The organism is Mesorhizobium huakuii (genome assembly GCF_014189455.1).
Classification (GTDB): Bacteria; Pseudomonadota; Alphaproteobacteria; order Rhizobiales; family Rhizobiaceae; genus Mesorhizobium; species Mesorhizobium huakuii_A.
The window spans coordinates 6,877,626-6,894,160 of record NZ_CP050296.1 but is presented as its reverse complement, the minus strand read 5'-3'; the positions used below and the strand labels follow the sequence as shown (position 1 = coordinate 6,894,160).

15 protein-coding genes, 1 tRNA gene and 1 pseudogene are annotated in these 16,535 nt (G+C 61.2%); 9 read left to right on the top strand and 8 right to left on the bottom strand.

Features of this window, described 5'->3' with window-relative positions:
* Window position 1: 1 nt before the first annotated feature.
* The 5 genes from HB778_RS43175 (at window position 2) to HB778_RS33710 (ending at window position 5,098) form a co-directional block, all read left to right on the top strand.
* Window positions 2–2,581 carry an autotransporter outer membrane beta-barrel domain-containing protein gene (locus tag HB778_RS43175; protein ID WP_348524755.1) on the top strand — a complete coding sequence of 860 codons (2,580 nt, stop codon included), beginning with the start codon at window positions 2–4 and terminating at the stop codon, window positions 2,579–2,581.
* A complete protein-coding gene (locus tag HB778_RS33725) occupies window positions 2,493–2,801 on the top strand; it encodes an autotransporter domain-containing protein (protein WP_183460148.1) in 309 nt (102 codons plus the stop codon). Before HB778_RS43175 ends, HB778_RS33725 begins: the two co-directional genes overlap by 89 nt.
* 229 nt (window positions 2,802–3,030) lie before the next feature.
* On the top strand, window positions 3,031–4,257 hold the full coding sequence (locus HB778_RS33720) for a pilus assembly protein TadG-related protein (RefSeq protein ID WP_183460146.1): 1,227 nt from the start codon (window positions 3,031–3,033) through the stop codon (window positions 4,255–4,257).
* Between the two features lie 6 nt (window positions 4,258–4,263).
* Window positions 4,264–4,704 carry a TadE/TadG family type IV pilus assembly protein gene (locus tag HB778_RS33715; RefSeq protein ID WP_183460144.1) on the top strand — a complete coding sequence of 147 codons (441 nt, stop codon included), beginning with the start codon at window positions 4,264–4,266 and terminating at the stop codon, window positions 4,702–4,704.
* Complete coding sequence (locus HB778_RS33710; protein WP_183460142.1) at window positions 4,694–5,098, top strand: TadE/TadG family type IV pilus assembly protein; 405 nt, start codon at window positions 4,694–4,696, stop codon at window positions 5,096–5,098. Before HB778_RS33715 ends, HB778_RS33710 begins: the two co-directional genes overlap by 11 nt.
* Before the next feature lie 109 nt (window positions 5,099–5,207).
* Here the strand turns inward: HB778_RS33710 and HB778_RS33705 are convergent, their stop codons facing one another.
* Both HB778_RS33705 and HB778_RS43585 read right to left on the bottom strand, forming a co-directional pair.
* On the bottom strand, window positions 5,208–5,426 hold the full coding sequence (locus HB778_RS33705; protein ID WP_432421225.1) for an ArsR/SmtB family transcription factor: 219 nt from the start codon (window positions 5,424–5,426) through the stop codon (window positions 5,208–5,210).
* On the bottom strand, window positions 5,423–5,563 hold the full coding sequence (locus tag HB778_RS43585) for a hypothetical protein (protein ID WP_432421224.1): 141 nt from the start codon (window positions 5,561–5,563) through the stop codon (window positions 5,423–5,425). Before HB778_RS43585 ends, HB778_RS33705 begins: the two co-directional genes overlap by 4 nt.
* Before the next feature lie 253 nt (window positions 5,564–5,816).
* Between HB778_RS43585 and HB778_RS43580 the strand changes: the two genes are divergently transcribed.
* A complete protein-coding gene (locus HB778_RS43580; RefSeq protein WP_183460140.1) occupies window positions 5,817–6,173 on the top strand; it encodes a hypothetical protein in 357 nt (118 codons plus the stop codon).
* A gap of 617 nt (window positions 6,174–6,790) precedes the next feature.
* Here HB778_RS43580 and HB778_RS33695 read toward each other — a convergent pair.
* Entirely contained in the window at window positions 6,791–7,231 is a 441-nt protein-coding gene (locus HB778_RS33695; RefSeq protein WP_183460138.1) for a hypothetical protein, read from the bottom strand.
* 776 nt (window positions 7,232–8,007) lie between these two features.
* Between HB778_RS33695 and HB778_RS33690 the strand changes: the two genes are divergently transcribed.
* The gene (locus HB778_RS33690) at window positions 8,008–8,601 is read left to right on the top strand and encodes an SOS response-associated peptidase (protein ID WP_183460136.1); all 594 of its coding nucleotides are present in this window, start codon (window positions 8,008–8,010) and stop codon (window positions 8,599–8,601) included.
* Between the two features lie 1,640 nt (window positions 8,602–10,241).
* On the opposite strand, the gene HB778_RS33685 is transcribed toward HB778_RS33690, so the two are convergent.
* From HB778_RS33685 to phaC, 5 genes and pseudogenes are all read right to left on the bottom strand, one after another.
* A complete protein-coding gene (locus HB778_RS33685) occupies window positions 10,242–10,595 on the bottom strand; it encodes a hypothetical protein (RefSeq protein WP_183460134.1) in 354 nt (117 codons plus the stop codon).
* Window positions 10,588–10,851 carry a hypothetical protein gene (locus HB778_RS33680; protein WP_183460132.1) on the bottom strand — a complete coding sequence of 88 codons (264 nt, stop codon included), beginning with the start codon at window positions 10,849–10,851 and terminating at the stop codon, window positions 10,588–10,590. The genes HB778_RS33685 and HB778_RS33680 overlap by 8 nt, the downstream gene beginning before the upstream one ends.
* Before the next feature lie 197 nt (window positions 10,852–11,048).
* Window positions 11,049–11,123: transfer RNA gene (locus tag HB778_RS33675), tRNA-Glu, on the bottom strand.
* A 323-nt stretch (window positions 11,124–11,446) separates the two neighbouring features.
* Window positions 11,447–12,705: pseudogene (locus HB778_RS33670) on the bottom strand (YcbK family protein).
* A 216-nt stretch (window positions 12,706–12,921) separates the two neighbouring features.
* Window positions 12,922–14,757, bottom strand: a complete 1,836-nt coding sequence (gene phaC, locus HB778_RS33665; RefSeq protein WP_183460130.1) for a class I poly(R)-hydroxyalkanoic acid synthase — start codon at window positions 14,755–14,757, stop codon at window positions 12,922–12,924.
* Window positions 14,758–14,800: 43 nt separating this feature from the next.
* Here phaC and HB778_RS33660 point away from each other — a divergent pair, with 43 nt between their 5' ends.
* A complete protein-coding gene (locus tag HB778_RS33660; protein ID WP_244661730.1) occupies window positions 14,801–15,247 on the top strand; it encodes a hypothetical protein in 447 nt (148 codons plus the stop codon).
* Window positions 15,248–15,293: 46 nt separating this feature from the next.
* Entirely contained in the window at window positions 15,294–16,511 is a 1,218-nt protein-coding gene (locus tag HB778_RS33655) for an LL-diaminopimelate aminotransferase (protein ID WP_183460128.1), read from the top strand.
* The last annotated feature ends 24 nt before the right edge of the window (window positions 16,512–16,535 follow it).

Here is a 16,535-nt window from a genome sequence, read left to right as displayed (position 1 = left end):
CATGAGCGTAGCGGCGAGCCCCGCGCCTGGCGCCTTCACCTTCGGCATCGGCGGCGATGGCGGCGCCAATGGCAAGGGCGGCAACGTCAATGTCACCAATTTCAGCGATGGCATCATCCACACAAAGGGCTTTGGTTCGACCGGCATCATGGCGCAGTCGGTGGGTGGCGGCGGCGGTGCCGGCGGCGCGTCCTATTCCGTGTCGGGCGGTCCGCCCGGACTCGCCATCGCACTCGGTGGCAAGGGTGCCGCCGGCGGCGACGGCGGCATTGTCACCGTCATCAACAATGGCGCCATGCAGCTCGACGGTGACAATTCCGTCGCGATCTTCGCGCAATCGGTCGGCGGCGGCGGCGGCTCAGGCGGCACGGCGATTGCCGCGGCGATCGGCGTGCCGGTGTTCATCGGCGGCGACACCGGCGCGACCGGCAAGGGCGGCGATGTCACCGTCACCAATACGGGGCAGATCATGCTTACCGGCAATGGCTCTGTCGGCATCTTCGCGCAGTCTGTCGGTGGTGGCGGCGGCGTGGTGACCGCGGGCACCGACGGCATCGTCCAGGCCGTCGCCGGCGGCAGCGGCAATGGCGGTGTGGTGACGATCAACAGCAACGTCGCCATGCTCATCACCGGCGACAATTCGGTCGGCGTGTTCGGTCAGAGCATTGGCGGCGGTGGCGGCGTCGGCGGCTTTTCCGGCAACTATCTCGGCCTCGACCAGGCGCCGGCCGCAAGCAGCATGATGATGGCCATGGTCGCGGCCCCGCAAGGCTTCATGGGCAGCGCCGGCGGCGGCGGCACCGGCGGTGCCATCACCTTCACGCAGACGGCCGACCTCGCGGTCACCGGCAAGAATTCCTTCGCGCTGATGGAGCAGAGCGCCGGCGGCACTGGCGACATTGCCGACAATGGCGACATTAACGTCACCATCGCCAGCGGCGTGACGATCACCGGCGGTTCAGGTGCGGGTGCCGGCATCGGCTACAAGGACGGCAAGGACAATCTGCTGACCAACAACGGCATCGTCCGTTCGATATCGCTGATCGACGGCTACGCCATGCGCGGCGGCGTCGGCAACGAAACGTTCGACAACAAGTACCTGACGGTCGGATCGATGGACCTCGGCGCCGGTCTCAACACCTTCAACAACAAGACCAACGCGGTCTATCTGATGGGCGACACGGTCTATCTCGACCTGCCCGGCCAGTTCAACAATGACGGTTACGCGGCTCCCGGCGGTCTCGACCGCGTCATGACGACCGAGGTCACCGGCAACTGGTCGCAGTCGCTTGGCGGCGTCTATCTGCTCGATCTGGACCTCGACCCTGAAGCGGACCGCATCAATGTGAGCGGGACGGCCGACGTCAATGGCCTGGTCAGCATCAACATCATGAATCCCGGCGCGGCAAAGCCAGGCAACCAGGACTACATCATCCTGGAGGCGCAGGGCGGCGTCACCGACAATGGACTGAAGCTCGATACGATCCCGAGCGCGGTGGCGCAGTATTCGCTGAAATATCCGAATCCTGAGGATATCGTCCTCAATGTTGACATCAATTTCGCCCGCACCGGCCTGACCGAAAACCAGACCGCGGTGGGTCAGGCGATCAACGCGATCCAGACCGATCTGACGTCGCCGAACTTCACCAAGATCGCCAATGCGATCTTCTACATCCCGACGCTCGACCAGCTTGGCGCCGTCTACGACACCATCTCTGGCGAGGGCATCAGCGGCTTCCAGCAGCCGGAGTTCGACGCCAACAACACCTTCCTGGCCCAGATGAACCGGCAGTCCGATGCCTGGCGCATGGGCCTGTCGACGGATCCGATGAGCCAGTCGCTGAAAGTGCCGGAGGTGGCCTATGCCGAACCGCCGGGCAAGGCGCATCCGTTCGATGCCTTGACCAAGGCGCCCAATGCGCAGCGCTGGAATTACTGGGCAACAGCGGGCGGCAATTCGGGCGTGGCTTCCGGCGATCCCGTGGTCGGCAGCGCGGCCCTTGGCTACAAGTCCGGCAACTTCGCCGTCGGCCTCGACTCGCAGGGCGATCCCGACGTCCTGATGGGCTTTGCGCTCGGCGGCGTCGCGGGATCCTTCGCCGTGCCGGATCGCGAAACGTCCGGCAATATCATCGGCGGCCATGCCGGCGCCTATGGTGCACGCAAATGGGGCCAGTTCTACATCAACGGCTCGCTGGCGATGGATCTCTACAGCAATACGACCGACCGCTTCACCTCGGTGCCTGGCGCGCCCAATCCGCTCAATCCGGTGCCGGCCATCACCAGAGAACACTGGACCGGCGATTTCATGAGCGCAGGCTTCGGCACCAGCCTCGAGGCCGGCTGGCGGCAGCCATTCGGCGCCGGCGCCATCACGCCGTTCGCCGGGCTGCAGTTCCAGGCACTGGCGATGCAGGCCTTCTCGGAAAAAGTCGACCAGCGACGGAGCGCTCGGCCTCGACTTCGACAGCCGCACGGTCATCTCGCTGCCGGTGTCGCTCGGCCTGCAGCTCGACACGACGGTTGCCATCGGCGAGACGAAGACGCTGCAGGCCTGGGGCCGTGCCGCCTGGCTGCATGAGTTCAATCCCGACCGCTCGGTGGAGCCAACCTTCCAGGCGGCCCCCGGCTATGCCTTCGTTGTCCAGGGGGCAGCGGCGGCCGAGGACGCGGTCACCGTCAACGCCGGCGTCAAGCTGAACTGGAGCTCCAACACGTCGGTGTTCGCCACCTTCGACGGCAAGTTCGGCGACCGGGTGCAGACCTATGGCGGCAATGTCGGGTTCAGGGTGAACTGGTAGGCGAGGGCACGGATCGCTCGCCAGTCAGTGCATGGCGCACCTATCGTGGGCCGGCAGCTCTGAGGCATCGAGGCTTGCCTTCGCTGGCGCTCATGTGAGGTGCGTTTTGTTCATCAGCGATGTCTGCGTGCACCGGTCAGCCAACGGGCGGGTGTTTTGAAGCCAATTCAAAAAATGAACGGAACTTTTTAGCCGTTCCTTCATATATGCGTGCTTTCTAATTTAAGCTATGGCTTTGAATTGCTTCACCCTAATTCGGCTCATGGCAACCGGTATACGCCGGGGGACAAGTGCAAATGTCGCCACCATCTTCGCCCTCAGCCTGCCGATCGTTGTCGGCGCCGCCGGCTTCGGTGTGGAGACCTCCTACTGGTACTACAACAGCCTGAAGCTGCAGGCGACGGCGGATGCCGCGGCCTATGCCGGCGCGCTCGAACAGATCTCAGGTTCCGACAAGCCGACGATCGTCGCGGCCGCGACACAGTCGGCAGCGACGAACGGGCTGGGCTCGGGCACGATCGTCGTCAACACGCCGCCTGCGTCTGGACCGAACACGGCGAAGAAAGCGGTCGAGGTCATCGTCGGCCAGAAGCTCGACCGGATGTTCACCTCGATCTTCACGCAAGCTCAGGTTCCCGAACAGGCGAGGGCGGTCGCCCTCATCACCAACGCGTCGAAAGCCTGCGTGCTCGCGCTCGACCCATCCGCTTCGCAGGCGGCGCTGTTTTCCGGCAACACCAGCGTGACCCTCATCGGCTGCTCGGTCATGGCCAATTCGATTGCCTCGGACGCCGTCAAGCTTCAGGGCTCGGCAGGCCTGCAGGCCGATTGCCTGATATCAGGGGGCGGCGTTTCCCTCAGCAATCCCGTTACGACCGTCTGCGCGGCGCCGATAATTCATGCGCTGCCTGCCGCCGATCCATTTGCCGACCTGCCGGCCCCGGCAGCCTCGAATCCCTGCCAGAACGATAACAAAGCCACACTGAGTCCAGGCACCTATTGCAGCGGCATGACGCTAAAGGGCAATGTCACGCTCTCACCCGGCGTCTACGTCGTCCAGGGCAATCTCAAGATAAACGCCAACGCTGCCATCACCGGCAGCGGGGTGACGATCTTCATGTCGGGCAGTTCGACGGTCAGCATAAACGGCAACGCGTCCGTGAAGCTCAGCGCGCCGACTTCGGGCACCTATTCAGGCGTTCTGTTCTATGGCGACAGAACCGGCAACAGCGCATCCAGCACTTTCAACGGCACAGCCGACTCGCTGCTGACTGGGGCCATCTACTTCCCAAAACAGCAGATCAGCTATCTCGGCAACTTCTCGGGCAACAACGGCTGCACCCAAGTCGTCGCCAATACGATCCAATGGTCAGGGAATTCAACCATCAATCAGGATTGCACGAGCCTCGGAATGCGAGACATTCCGGCCACGCAGTCCGTGGCACTGGTCGAGTAGCTTCCCATGGAACGCCGACCAGAGCCGAACCTTGGCGACGCTTCAGGCGTTGCCGCGGTCGAGTTCGCGATGGTCCTGCCTTTCCTGTGCGTAGCGCTGCTCGGTATAATCGACGGCTGGTCCTATGTGACGAGCTCGCTGTCGATGCGTGCCGGCGTGAAGACCGCCGCCAATCTGATCATGGAAGGCTCGAGCAATGATACGGCGACGCAGGCGGTTGCCATTTCGAGCTGGGAGAAGCGGCCGGCGGACGGCCAGGTCACGCTAAGCCGGATCTACATGTGCGGGACGACCGTGGTCGATGCCTCCACCCTGTGCAGCGGGCCAAAAGTGCCATCGGTCTATGTCCAGATCCAGGCATCCGCCACCTGGACGCCGCCCTTCAGCTTCGGCGTCTTTTCTGGTCCGAGCGTCATCGGCCACCTGGAGGTGATCCGTGTTCGGTAGGGCTAGCGCGTTCAGGCGGAACCGATCGGGCGGGGCCGGGTTGGAGTTCGCGCTGATCGCGCCCTTCCTCATCATATTGCTGTTCGGGATCTTCGCCTTGGGCTGGTCGATGAACTCCGTCTCCAGCGTCCGCTATACGCTGGAGACATCGTCACGCTCGCTGCAGCTTCAGAACACGCTGACCCAGGCCGACATCCAAGCGATCGCCACGCAGAAATTGCAGGCCTTGGGTTTGAAGGATGTGAACGTGACGATCGCCATCGATCCGGCGAGCGGCGGCTTCCGCATGGCGCATCTGACCGCCACCTATGCCTTTGTCGTCGACTTCCCTTACCTCGACACCTTCCCGATCAACTACGCGACCACTGTCACCGTGCCGCTGGTCGGCGGTTAGGCAGGCGTTATCCGCTGTGTCGCGCGACCTCTGATCGTCAACGCCATTCCAACCGTTATGTCGAGGCCGATGGCGCACACGTCCCCACAGCGCGCTGAGCCGGAAACCCTCATGCCGCCTTTGATTGACGCGCCGTCTCGCCAGCATGATCCTCAAATCGCGAAGAGGGCAAGTTGCCGGCCGCTGCAAGACTATCCAACAGATGGAGGATTTCGCGGGCAGCCTCGGATTTGCACGAGTAGAAGATGTTCTGCCGCTGACGTCGAGGAGTTACGAGTTTCAGGCGCATCAGCTTGTAAAGGTGCTGCGACAAAGCGGATTGGCTCAATCCAACTCGCTTGGCGAGATCGCCAACTGACAATTCCCCCCAACCAAATGAACCAAAATCAACAGCCGCTTTTCTGAGCCCATCAAAAATAACAGCTCAGCGACATCACTCTTTGCGGCCAGTTTTTCGGGGGTCACCTTCTTCTTCCTCTACATTCTGTCTGCTGCTGCGGTAAACGCTCAGTTAGGTTCAAAGCTTCCCAGAATTTCCTGGTGCTAAGAAAATGGCCGGCGCTCAGTTGGGCGGGGGGTGTTGGGGTAGAGGCGCCGGCCAGGCGGAAACGGGCCCGCCACAAGCACACGCTAATATACGGTGCCGCCAGCGCCTATGGTGTGATCGCGGAAGCCTGGTGCCGTAGCGGGCGGGCGCCCGACCGGCTGGGCGGACTGGATGCGCGGCGTCGGCTTCGAGCCAAACGGCACCTGGCACGGAACCAATTTCAGCGACAGCGATCTGGCACTCGCGGCCGCCGAGCGGGGCCAAGGCGTGGCCCTGGGCAGCTTGACTTTAGCAAGCGAGGCGATCGCTTCAGGGAGCCTCGTCCAGCTATTCGAGCACGTGCTTGATGCGGGGCGTGGATGGTATGCAATCTCCACGCAGGACCGGCTTCGGGACGTTGATGTGCGGGGACCTGGGATTGGCTGCGTGGACAGGCGTTGCCCGAGTCGCACGTCCCTTGATCGTCAACGAGGTCACGCCTGGGAGGGTTGCGATTGCTCATCGCCAGCGGCCGATGCGTCTACTTGACCTTTTCAATCTCCGGGCCTGGCATCTGGTCGGTCGCCGGAGCCGGCTTGCAATCCTGGCCCTTGCAGTCGAGGACTGGGTCTTCGGCCGGAGGCAGGCAATTTTGCCCCTCGCAATGAACTGGCGGCTGCAGTGGTGCTATTTCGCTGTTTGGCGGAACAGGCTTATCTTCAGCGCGTGCGCCTGATAGTTCTACTAGGCCGACGACGGCTGTGCACAAAAGCGACGTCTTCAGCAAGTTCATTCCCGCCTCCACGGCTGAGAGCGGGTGGAACTTACACCTTCGGGTTGATGCCTACATCCTGTCGCCCGCGAACGATGTTAACAGCGCGTTTCAACAAGCTCGACGCGGATGCGAAACTGCCCAGTAGAAGAAACCGGACGAGCGGTTGGCCGTTGCGCAATATGTTCTTTGCGCTCGCCAGAATGCTTACATTTTAAGGCTGAGTCCATGCATCAGAGGTCTCTTAAAGTCTCGGCCATAAAATTAGCAACTGCTAAAATTTCTCCTTTGCGTTTAATCGCGCCGTAATGTGCCCGAAACGATAATGCCGGGATCAGTCACTGTGGCTGGCAAGCCGACATTGGAGAAAACGATGAAAAAGCTCCCCTTGCTGTTAGCGACTTCTGTCGGTGCGCTGGGCATTTTCACGGCAGCTAATGCCTTCGCAAGCCAGGTCTCCGATCACGGTGGTGCAGCGACCGTCAACGCGCCAAATGATGATGGTCAGGGTGTCACCGCCGGCGACCAGAACGATGATGATGCGGTCGAAACCGAAGCCAGCAATGGCCACCATGGTGACGATAGCGCCACCGCCGGCCAGCAAAAGAGTGGTGACGACCAGGGTGAGAAATCCGGTGATGACAGCGGTGACCACCAGAGAGGTGAGCACCAGAGCGGTGAGCATGCGGGTGGCGAGGGCGGTGGCAGCGGTGGTGGTGGTGGTGGCGAGGGTGGTGGTAGCGGTGGCGGTGGCGGCGAGGGTGGTGGCGGCGGCGGTGACGACTGACACAGGCGGCTTAGCCGGCCAGTTAAGCCTTGTCGCCAAAGCGATCATGGTTTTCCACCGTTAACTCTTTGGATCGAGTTTTCTTGCTGGAGCTTCGGTGACTCGTTTATTAGAAATCCCTTATGGAGCGACGGCACACAATCCGAAGAGTCATGGATGGGCTCTGGGAGGTCTACGACATAGACAACAGCAAGGTTGTGCGCGTGGGCGGAGTGCCCTTGACAAACTTGTTGGATGAAGACGCGCTCGACGCGTTGGACCTGATAAGGGATGGCTTCCTGGCTCCTGGCCAGCCCAGGAAGACAAAGGCCTAAGGCGAGGTGCCAGTTCCGCACGACTAGTCGTGCGTCGGAGGTTGCAATCCCAGACGCAAACGCTGATCTTCAGCGAAAGCGATGGCATCTGGCTCACGTTCGAAGGCTCTGGAATAGCTGTTGCCGTCCGTTGTTACGACCCTAACAACCCACTCGCCTAAGGATTGGCTGATTTCTACTGCTGGGGCAGACGGTCTGTTATCGGCCATGCCCCTGCTTTAAAAACTGACGGTTTCGGAATGTCTCACGAAGTTCGTTGCCCCCTTATTAGATCATCTTAATATAATGCCATAGCAATTGCGATACCAGCTTAAGCTGACCCAAACGGGACGCTTTCCGGATGGCCTGGCGCATGAGCGGGCCAGACGATGCTGCGGTGTAGAACAGCGGCCGGCGAGAACGCGCGCTGGGAGGGCTCCCTACGGTCTGGGCAGCGGAAGGTTTCCTTCGGCGCAGGCAACCTGATAGCCTTGCTGGATAAGTAGTCTCCTGATCCCCGGAGCCTCGGTCATGTGCAACGACTACGAACAGCATGTCCTCTGGGCTGAATATTGCCGGATGATGGCTTCACTGGCGCTGAAAATCCCGACCCATCAGACCGAGCTCGACCTGCCAAAGGCTGACGACGTCCGCATCAACGATCCGGCACCGATCATGCGCACCGCGGGCGATGAGATCGAGCTGGCCTCGATGACTTTCGGATTTCCGCCTTCCGGACCGAAAGGCGGACCTGTGTTCAACTTCCGCTCGGAAGGCCGGCAATTTGCAAATAGCAACCGCTGTCTCATTCCGGCGTCGGGCTTCTTCGAATTCACCGGCACGAAATATCCGAAGGCCAAACATCGCTTCGCGCTTAACGGCGCCCCGTTCATGGCGATTGCGGGCCTATGGCGGGAAGGCGCGGGCAACAAGCCTCCTACCTTCACCATGCTGACGACGGAGCCAGGGCCGGATGTCGCGCCAATTCACAACCGGCAGATTGTCGTCCTGCAGCCAGAGAACTGGGCGGCCTGGCTCAACCTGTCGAAGCCCGAGGGCGAGCTGGTGCGACCGCTGCCGGCCGGGGCGCTGTCGGTGGAAACGGTGCGCGCCGAGCGTTCGTGACTTATATGCACTTCCGTCGGAAGTAGGCGTTGGCGATGAGCCAATTTGCGATCCAGGCCTGCCCGAATAACCCTTGCTGCTGGGCTATGCCATAAGCCTGCAAAAAGGCCCCGGCGCAGGGTGAATCGCCGGAGCCTTAGCCATGTACGAGCTACTCAGCATGTCTGCTTATTATGATGCGCTAACATGCTCAAGAATCCGTAAATCCGCCACACAACCTGTAGCTGGTGGCAGGCGAGGGAGGGGCAGGAATATAATCCTTCCTGTTGCGGCGAACCCCTCAAAAACGGAGATCGCCAAATGGCCAGGACCAAACCTTCCAAGCAGTTATCGCAGGCTGAAATCGAGAGGCTTCCTGGTGGCAGCGGAAGCGCTCCACAAGAGCATCGTGAAGCCGCTCATATCGCCTACATGCGATCACTACCGCGCTACGCGAACCCTGCATACCCACAGATCGGGATGTGAATAGGACGCCCAGCCTAGCCGACTTGGGGGTTCCTTCGGGGCAAGCCGGCTATTGCTTTCGTCGGCCCACGCTCATCGTCAGGGGCGTCGGCTCCACAGGGGAGTAGGGTGCTGATCGGCCGTGTTGCCTGGCACCACGTTTTAAACCCTGCGCAGCTTTGATCACTGCCTTGCGGCTGTTGCCGTGTTTTAGGATCAACTCCCAGACCAGGTCCGCTGTCAAACCGTTCTCCGAAGCGAAACATTCGACCTCATGGTCGTGAATAGCATCATGCCAAGGCTTAAAGCCACCCATTTGGGACTCCGCTCTAGGCGCCGCATGGCATGTATATGCATTAATGCTAATATATGCGAAACATGCGAACGAAGGACGTAAGGCCTTGGCGATGCCCGACAAGCCTGCAACAACCTACATCGTCAGCGTGTTCGATAAGCCTTATTGGCGCACTATCCTCACCACCAAGGACAGGGCAGAAGCAGAGGCGATGGAACAGGCGATAGTCCAGGACGGAGTGAAAGCGGCTGGCGGGAGAGAACATCGCAGCAGCCGAAGTCCTCCGATGCGACCTCTTCCGGCTCACTCATCCATTGCGGGAGCGTTTCGAAAAAGAGGGATGGCCAGGCGATGCGCTGAAAGGCGGTGCAGCCTGCCAACCGCAAGGTGATGGATGAACGCAAAGCCGTCGGCTTGATTTGAAATCCCAACTGGGTCGGAATTTGGCCCGCTGCCGCTGGTGGCGGGCCTTTTTAGTTGGCGACATCGGAACAAAGAGAACGGCTATTTGGTTTCAAGTGACGGAGGAACCGATGCCAAATCAAGCCAAAGAGCCACGGCCGGCACCCGACCCGCATAAGACGCCTGTCGATGACGAAGCAGCCCCGGAGCCTAAACATATCGATCCGCCACCGCGAGACGTGCGAGAGGCACCGGTACCAAATCCAAACGGCGAGAAGACGTGACCGCCAGCCCGCTGCCTCACGGTGGCGGGCTTCCTGTATCTTGTGGCAGAAAAGTCACGCAGCTTGAATATGCAGAGCCTTCAACCGGAGCGAGCTTATTATCCAGCCAAGCGAGGCGTACCGTTTGACTATCCACGAGTAAATGGGGTTGCTCGTGACGCCTCCCGAACTAGCGCCCGCTGCCCTTCAGGTGGCGGGCTTTTTCATTTTTCCAGCTACGGAGTGCTGATGCCAGCGAGACGGAAGAGTTCTGGCCAGCGAAGCACGAGCGCCAGGACACCTCCAAAAACTATTAAGAACTGCCAAAACCCCAAGGTGCCCTTCATCTCGCCCCTCAAGCCGGAAATATCTTTGCCCAAGGCAGACACGTCCTCTTTCGTCGCCAGAGCATTAGCGCGCTCATCCAGGCGGGCGAGCGTAACCTTGATGTCGATTATCGCATCTTCGAGGGCTTTAACGCGCTGCTCCACAGGATCATATGTACCGCCACCATCGCCAGATTCAAAGGCTTGGGCGCCAAGTTCGTGATTCTCGTTTGAGGGGACGAGGCGTGCGTATGGTTCAACCATTTTGCACCGGCTTTGCTGTTGTCATGGCGTGCATCACCAGATTGTCGATCTGGCTGATCGCGTTCCGCTGGTGCAACAAGGCGGCATCAAAGTGCTTCTGAGCGCTTTCAGTATCCCCGTGGGTAAGAGCCTGAAGACAGGAGGAGAGGTCGCTTTGGCCGATGATGCATTCACGTATCGAGAGAAATAGATTGTCGAGATCTGACCGCCGCAAAATCACTTGCAACGGCGCGTCTGCGGGCACGGAGGCCCACATTCGCTACGCTTCTTGAGTGATAACAGGCTCGGGAGCTTTGGGCGGTTCGTCCATTATCCCCTCTTGCTTTTCCGATATCGGGCGGATCTGCCCGATACTCGCAGGGCCGTGGCTAATTGCAAGTGACAGGATTCGCGACGGGATATTGGCCAAAAATTGGACAGGGCAGGGAGGTTTTCTCAAACGCTTGAAATTGCTGGTACGCCCAAGGGGAATCGAACCCCTGTTACCGCCGTGAAAGGGCGGTGTCCTAACCGCTAGACGATGGGCGCGCTCAGACGAAGCGGCTTATACTGACGTTGTGCGCAACCGGCAACCCGTCAGTTGCCGCCTTGGACAACTTTTTGCGGACCTGCCAGGTTGGCGATTTCGCCGGGGTTGGGCATCACGGCCGCGCGGCTTGGCGATTAGCAGAAACGCCTATCGCCTCGTCATTCTAGGGTCAGCGCTGCGTCGCTTCGCTCCTTGCTCCGCCCTAGAATGACGAAGTTGGGGACGCTTAGGCCAATCTCGAATGTTTGGGGATGCTCCACTGGAGCGACATTGCCTGAACGGCCTCGGCTGCCAACAGGCTCCGGCCTGTCAAATCGTGCCGCTAGCCGTCGTCGCCACCGCCGCTGCGCCGGCGGCAGCGCCAGTTCCAGTCGCGCTCGGGGCCGACGTCGACGTGGACCGATTCGGTGTGGCAATAGGTGCCGACACCGCCGCGCCAGGCATGGTCCTGATGTAGTTCGCCAGCTCCCATTTGGAGACGCCGGGCACCTGGATGTCGGCGGCGGCGCAGTACATGTGCAGCGAATTCTTGGCGCCGTTGGCGCGGCGGTTGCGGGCCGGGTCGCGATAGCCCGAGGTGACCACCATCTTGCGGCCGTAATGGCCTTCGATCGTCTTCAGCACGCGCACCAGCGACGGCTTCAGGCAGGCGACGTCGACGCTTTCGTTCTGCCTCAACAGCCCGTTGGGCGCGAGCCTGGCCATGCCGGCGGCGGACGCGACCTGATAGGAGCCGCCGATTGGACCCTCGTCCTCATTGAGGTCGACGTCGCTTTCATCGTCGAGGCCGGATTTGCGCTTGATCTCGAACAGCGCCGTCTGGCGCACGCCGGGCAAGGCATCGCTGCCCGTGATGTGACCGGTGTCGTCACCGGTCGAAGCCAACTGTATCGGTTTTGCCGTGGCGTCGGCCGAGGCCAGCGTGATGATCGGCTTTGCCGGTGCGGCCGGCGCGGGCTTGGCCTGCACCGGTGGCTGTTCGCCTGTGCGCGTGTTGATCAGTGGAGCGGCTGTGGCCGAAGCGGGCGTGGCGCCAAACATGGAGGCCAGGAAGCCTTTTTTCTTCGGCGCCTCGGCTTGCGGCGCCTCGCCCGCCGTCACATAGACCGGATTGTTCATCACAGGTGCTGCGGCCGGCTTTGGCGTTGTCACCGCGGCGTCGGCGGCGGCGATCTTCTGGGCGACCGCGTCGGTCTGCTGCGCCGTCTGTGCGGGCTGCTGCAAGGTCTGCGGCGTTTGTCCCACGATCGTTTCAGCGCCGGCCGGCACTGTCAGCGGAAAGGCGGCCTGCGGCTTGGCCATCGGCACGTAGGCGACCTTTTCGGGCAGCGCCCTATCGCCTTCGCTCATCACGGTCGTTTGCGTTGTTGTCGTCTGCGATGTCGAATCGGCGGTGGCGATGGGCTTGCCGGTGGCGGCCGCATTGATGTCCGAGGCGGAGGCGTTGTAGCCGGGCATTCCGACTGACATTGTCGGGTCGCCGGCCGATGTGCAGGAGGCCAGGAGCACGGAGCAGAGCGCTGCCACGATGGCGCGGCGTTCTCCCTTTGCGAGGCTCCATCCTGCTGATTTCAAAGTCAAATTCCCCCTCGATGTCCGGTCGGTATGTCCTTGGCGCAGCCCTAGGATGTCTGCGTCGAGGTGACCTTTGTCTCCGATCCGGAAACGAGACCTGTGTCAAATCCGCAAGCCTGGAAGTATTTTTGCAATGATTGCCGAATTGCGGCTGCTTGATGGTTGACGACACCATTTCGCCCGCTTTTGCCGGGCCGTCAACTCACCACACATTACAGTCCGTTACACACGCACCTTCACATAGGTGCCGGGCGCATCGCCCAAGGTTTTCATATGCTTGCCGGGTTTGCGGGCAGGCACGCGGGTGTTGTCCTTGGCCTCTATCCAGCTTTGCCAGTGCGGCCACCAGGATCCCGGATGGTCTGTGGCCGTGGCGATCCATTGGTTAAAATCGCCGATCGGCGCGCCACCGGTCCAGTACTGGTATTTGTTGGATGCGGGCGGATTGACGACGCCGGCGATATGGCCGGAGCCTGCCATGACATAATCGACCTTGCCGCCGAAATATTTCGAGCCGAGGAAGACGGACAGCGCCGGCGCGATGTGATCTTCCCGGGAGGCGAGGTTGTAGATCGGGATGGTGATGTCGCCCAGCGAGATGGTGTGGCCGGCGAGCTCCATCGTGCCCTGCGAAAGCGTATTATCGAGGTAGCAGTTGCGGAGGTAGAAGGAGTGGTTGGCCGCCGCCATGCGGGTCGAATCGGCGTTCCAGTAGAGCAGGTCGAAGGGCAGGGGATCCTTGCCGCGCATGTAGTTGTTGACGACATAGGGCCAGATCAGGTCGCCTGAGCGCAGCATGTTGAAGGCGGTCGCCATCTTCGTGCCGTCGAGATAGCCCTTTTCGTTCATCGACTTTTCCACCGCCGCGACCTGTTCCTCGTCGACGAAGACTTTCAGGTCGCCGGCATGGGTGAAGTCGACCTGCGTGGTGAAGAAGGTCGCCGACTTGATGCGGTCGTCGCCCTCGGCGGCCATCAGGGCCAGGGCCGCCGCCAGCAGCGTGCCGCCAACGCAATAGCCGATGGCATTGACGTCCCGCTCGCCGGTGGCCTTCTCGATCGTGTCGAGGCCGTATTGCAGGCCTTCCCTGATATAGGCTTCCCAGCTCTTGGCGCCGTGGCGCTCGTCTGGATTGATCCAGGAGATGACGAAGACGGTATGGCCTTGCTCGATCGCCCAGCGGATGAAGGATTTCTGCGGGTTGAGGTCGAGTATGTAGAACTTGTTGATCCATGGCGGGCAGATCAGCAGCGGGCGCTTCAGTACCGTCTCGGTCGCAGGATCATACTGGATGATCTCGGCGACATCGCTACGGCCGACCACCTTGCCGGGCGTGGTGGCGATGTTCCTGCCGATCTCGAAGGGCGAATAGTCGGCCTGCCGCAGCTTCAGGTCGCCCTTGCCGGCGGCGATGTCCTCGGCCAGCATTTTCATGCCGCGCACCAGGTTCTCGCCGTTGGAAGCGACGGTTTCGCGAAACAGTTCCGGGTTGGTCAGGATGAAATTCGACGGCGAGATGGCGTTGGACACCTGCTTGACGTAGAAACTCGCCTTGTGGCGAGTGTGCTCGTCCAGACCTTCGGCGTGATCGACCAGTTCGGACGCCCAGCGTGAGGTGACGAGATAGGCCTGCTTGAGGAAATCGAAGAAGGCGTTGCGGCCCCATTCCGGATCCTGGAAGCGCTTGTCGCCGCGCTCCGGCTTGACGGCGTCGTCGGGTGCTTCCGCGTTGGGACTGACGCGCTGGATGGCATTCGCCCACACGGTCATGTAGCCGGCGAACAGCCGCGTCTGCGCTTCGAGCGCGCGCTGCGGGTCGGCAAGCCAGTATTCGCTGAGCTTGGAGAAGGTCTTAACCATGTCGACGACCGGCTCGGCGACGTGGTCGCGCACTTCGCCGCGTTCGCGCGGTTCGGCCCAGGCGGACGCCGCCTTGCCGGCCTGCTCGATCATACGCGCCATATTCAACGCAAAGCGCTCCGGGTCCTTCACCAGATATTGCTCGACGGTCGAAGGCTCGTCATCTTCCGCTTTGCCCGAATCGGGTGTTTTGGACATGGTTCGCGGGGTTCCTCCCGAAGCGTTTTCTTGACATATTAACATGGGACATCCGACAGGGTCCAATCTCGCTCTACCTCGGCTGCCAAGGAAACAATATGACGATTTATTTTGGCGGGACTGTTTTTTTGCTGCCGCACGCTTTTTCCGCATCGGCGCGGCGATCGTCCTCCTGGCGATTGCCGGGTGTTCGAGCACGAATACCAGTGGTCCGGTGCCCATGGCCGAGAATGCAGGCCCGAAGGATACCGGCACCTTCCCGAACCTCAACATCCCGCCACAAGTGGCGAACAAACAGTTCACCGCGGACGAGAGCAAGGCCAAGCTCGCCGAACTCAAGGCCGCCAAGAACGCGCAGGGCGCCAAAAGTGGTGGTGGCGCTGCCGGCAATCAGGCGGCACTGACGGATCTGGCCAAGAAGCATGGCCCGCAGACGCTGGAGCAGATCGAAGGCAAATGCGATCCCACCCTCGACCCTACCTGCAAATGAGTATATAGCGCGCGCCCAATACCCCCTTTTGCTGTCTGGAACTGCCATGGAAGAGTTTCACAAGGTTCGCCGGCTTCCGCCTTACGTGTTCGAGCAGGTCAACCGGCTCAAGGCCAGCGCCCGTTCGCGTGGCGCCGACATCATCGACCTCGGCATGGGCAATCCGGACCTGCCGACGCCCAAGGCCATCGTCGACAAATTGTGCGAAGTGGTGCGCGATCCGCGCACGCATCGTTATTCCTCGTCGCGCGGCATTCCGGGCCTGCGCCGCGCCCAGGCCGCCTATTACCAGCGCCGCTTCGGCGTGAAGCTTAATCCCGACACGCAAGTGGTGGCCACGCTCGGCTCGAAGGAAGGCTTCGCCAATATGGCGCAGGCGATCACCGCGCCCGGCGATGTCATCCTGTGCCCAAACCCGACCTATCCGATCCACGCTTTCGGCTTCATCATGTCGGGCGGCGTCATCCGTTCGCTGCAGGTCGAACCTGATGATGGCTTCATCCCGGCGCTTGAGCGCGGTGTTCGTCACTCGATCCCGAAGCCGCTGGCGCTGATCCTCAACTATCCGTCGAACCCGACGGCGCTGGTCGCTTCGCTCGATTTCTACAAGGACGTGGTGGCGTTCGCCAAGAAGAACGACATCATCATCCTGTCCGACCTTGCCTATTCCGAGATTTATTTCGACGGCAATCCGCCGCCTTCGGTGCTGCAGGTGCCGGGTGCCATCGATGTCTGCGTCGAGTTCACCTCGATGTCGAAGACCTTCTCCATGCCCGGCTGGCGCATGGGCTTTGCCGTCGGCAACGAACGGCTGATCTCGGCGCTGACTCGGGTGAAGTCCTATCTCGACTACGGCGCCTTCACCCCGATCCAGGTGGCGGCGGCGCATGCGCTGAACGGTGACGGCGCCGATATCGCCGAGGTGCGTGACATCTATCACAAGCGCCGCGACGTGATGGTCGATTCCTTCGGGCGCGCCGGATGGAACATTCCGGCACCCGCCGCCTCGATGTTCGCCTGGGCGCCGATCCCCGAACCGTTCAAGCATCTCGGCTCGCTCGAATTCTCCAAGCTGCTCATCGAGCACGCCGATGTGGCGGTGGCGCCCGGTGTCGGCTTCGGCGAACATGGCGACGATTTCGTGCGCGTGGCGCTGGTGGAAAACGAGCACCGGATCCGCCAGGCGGCGCGCAACATCAAGCGCTTCCTGTCGAGCAGCGCCAAGCAGCCCAACAATGTGGTGCCGCTGTCCGCCCACCGGTAAGCAAAAATTCGATCTGATTTGAGG